This window comes from Mycobacterium sp. (assembly GCF_052144515.1).
GTDB lineage: Bacteria > Actinomycetota > Actinomycetes > Mycobacteriales > Mycobacteriaceae > Mycobacterium.
The window spans coordinates 1-3072 of sequence record NZ_JBKQQD010000278.1; the positions used below are offsets into that span (position 1 = coordinate 1).

Annotated in this window: 2 protein-coding genes and 1 pseudogene; all 3 read right to left on the minus strand. The window is 61.6% G+C overall.

Annotated elements, in window-relative coordinates; all coding sequences use genetic code 11:
- Nucleotides 1-178, minus strand: a 178-nt coding sequence (locus ACLP9N_RS18095; RefSeq protein WP_442408710.1) for an NAD-dependent epimerase/dehydratase family protein, incomplete at its 3' end; no start/stop codon positions are given.
- Nucleotides 175-1392 carry a nucleotide sugar dehydrogenase gene (locus tag ACLP9N_RS18100; RefSeq protein ID WP_442408709.1) on the minus strand — a complete coding sequence of 406 codons (1218 nt, stop codon included), beginning with the start codon at nt 1390-1392 and terminating at the stop codon, nt 175-177. The genes ACLP9N_RS18095 and ACLP9N_RS18100, both read right to left, overlap by 4 nt.
- An 892-nt stretch (nt 1393-2284) precedes the next feature.
- Nucleotides 2285-3072, minus strand: a pseudogene (locus tag ACLP9N_RS18105) (hypothetical protein); the annotation flags it as partial.

Below are 3072 nucleotides of genomic sequence, written 5' to 3' on the forward strand. Positions count from 1 at the left end.
CGACGTCTTTGGCATCGCCCTCAACGCCGGTGTAGTTCGGATTTGTGTCGAACGCCCGCTCAACCGGCCCGTACTTGGAGTAGTTGTCAAGCCCGACCACTTCGTAACCGTTGGCAAGCAACTCCTCGACGAGGTAGCCGGCGATGAAACCGGCCGAGCCGGTGACGAGAATCTTCACGTAAGCTGTGCTCCCTTTCCGAAGAAGTTCCAGATGTCAATGACCGGCTTGCCGTCGGGGATCACCAGCGACCGGTAGTCGCTGTGCGGCGCCCCCAGTACGAGCACATCGGATCGCTCCAGCGCCTCGTCCAGCGTCACCAGGCGCGGGTCGTCGACGTACGGATCGGTGCATACAACCGCAGCCGCCTCGTACTCGAGGATCTTCCGCAGTTTGTAGGACAGCGATTCTCGCGTGTCGTCGATGTCGCCCTTAAATGCCATGCCGAGAATCCCAACCGTCAAATCCTGAAGCTCGTACCGTGATTTCATGTGGTGGACAATGAAATCCGGCAGGCCCTCATTGATCAGCATCGCCGCGTGCCCAAGCATGAACCGCGACTCGGTCGCCGCCGCGAGCTGCATGGTGTCCTTGAAAAGACACGGCCCCGCCGCGAATCCACTCTTCGGCAACCCGGCCATCCTCGGGTAGTCGCGCGTGAGCGCGTCGTGAATCCGGTAGAAATCTATGCCGAAATCCGTTGCGATCATGAAGAACTGATTGGCCGTCGCGAACTGGATGTAACGCCACACGTTGGCGAAAATCTTCGTCAGCTCGGCCTCCACCGGCTGCATCGCAACAATCGACGGGGCGATCCGGGCGAAGAGGTCGGTTGCCACGCTGGTCGCCTCGTCGTCACAGCCCGCCACAATCTGTGGTAATTCGACGAGTTCGCGCATGGCGCATCCCTGCGCGATCCTCTCCGGACAAAACGCGACGTGCACGTCCCGGCCCGCGGCGCGCAACAGCTTGTCGACTTTCTCGGTGGTGCCTGGATAGAGCGTGCTGCGCAGGATGAGGCACTGGCCGTCGACCAGATACGGCATCATGTCGAGGAAGAAGCGGTGGATCTTGTGAAACGTCGGGTTGAGGTGCTCATCAACCGGCGTGCCGATAATGACGACGACGATGCGCGACCTCGATATCAGCATCGGGTCATTGTCGACGAACAAGTTCCGGTTAATGACCTCGGCGAGCATGGGCTCGGCCTTCTCCTCCATGAAGGGCATCCGCCCGGCCCGAACCATTTCGACAGCACTCGTATCGATGTCATCGATCGCGACCCGCAATCCGCGGTGCGCCATCACGATCGCCAGCGGCAACCCCACATGCCCGCAACCACCGACCACACAAACATCGAACTCAAAGTCCACCGACTCAGTTGCAGACCCCATGGGTTTTTCCTCCCCAAGTTCGGGACCACGCAGAGCGGGATCCAGATCGCACGCTTTGGCACCGCGACGCCGGCGTCGAGGTCACATCGTTCGATACACGGCAGCTGGATTCGACGGATTGGCTTCTGCTTCTGATCGAAGAACCACTGGTGGATGAGCTTTCAAAACGCCTCGAATCCCGATTCTCTGGCCTCCGTGTAGGTGCGCACAGCATATTGCTCATGCCAGCCTCGGATGTCCAGTTTCCGCAGATTGATGACAGTGTCATTGTGTGCGAGACGAAGGTCAGGAACCGGTTGAGACTAGTCACCCCGTAGGACAGGTGTGGGCGGCGCAAGTGATGACGTATCTGCGCTCGCAGCGGTTATCTTGTGGCGGCGCTGACACTGGCCAACCACAGTGATACCGGCTGGGCAGTACACGTTGATCGTGTTTCGCGGAAAACCCAATTGCAAGGAATTGCAGCATCAGTCGGCAATATCGCCGACGGCTACCACAAGGGCTTGGATTCCATAACGCACCTCTAGGCGTGGGCGTGGGCGGAGTGGGAACTCGTTTCGCGTCAGCTGACCGTGCGGGCTGGTTGGCTGTGAAATGTCGGCGCGGGCTTTCTGTGGTCCAGTTGCTGAGGCGAAAGCGTTGTGGCGCAGGGATAATCCCCGGGGGCGCCGTCCGGCGGCGTCATCGCCGAGGGAGTATCTGGCGACCGACTGGGCCGAGTCCGCGCAAGGAAGCGGTCGGCAATGTCACTAGCGACAAGAGCACCGTAAAATACGGACAAGTCCGGTGCCTTCTTCTCGGCCAATGAGTCCCGCGCGGTGATCGGCGTCCTGGACGCATTCAGGGTGCCGGCTCGCCTACGCCACCAGAACGGCTGGAACTCAGCCGCCGGTTATGGCGCCACGCGCATCTCGTAGAAACGCAGTCGCGCAGCGACGCCGCCCTGGCCCAGCGATGGGGTACGGCCGACACCGATGGTGTGGGCGTGGATCTGCAGGTTCGTGCCCTTCACCGACGCAGGGCTATTGACGAGAAACGGTTCGGCGGCGTTGGCGGGGACAAGGCGGTGAGCGACCCCGTCGAGCACGAGCGTCGGGATGCTCAGCGGAGCGACGGTTCCCTGAAAAAGCCGATCGAGGATGGTTGGCTCCAGATCGATCCCCACCAGGACTGCCATGTCCGGTCCGCTGGGGGCAGGGACAGTGATCACATCGTTCCCGTCGATGGGGATCTCCGACAGCGGGGTGAGCGGCCCACAGCGGGGAAAGCCGCTATGGGTGAATAGCGCCCAGCCGTTCGCGATGCCGCTCACCCTGAAGTCGCACAGCAGCGCACGCGAATAGCGGGGGGATTCTTGAACACCAACCCGGTGATCGATGTTAGGGGCCCGCCGGGACAGGACGAATTGGGGCCCCGTAGCCAGTGATTCGCTGTTCAGGTCATCGAGGGCGGGCGTGTAAGCCGCGTACGTCTGGAAGACCGGTACCGGCCACCACGCAAAGTCGTAGGCCCACACGGCCGAAGTTTCATAGGGGTCAATGTGGACCGTTCCCGACCCGATGGCTTCGATGAAGCGGTCAGGGATGCCGTAGCGCGCACGCTGTCGTGCCTTGGCTCGTTCGACGTGTTGGTCGACGCGACCTGGCAGGGCCAGCGTGACCAGGCGGTCGACCGCTTGCC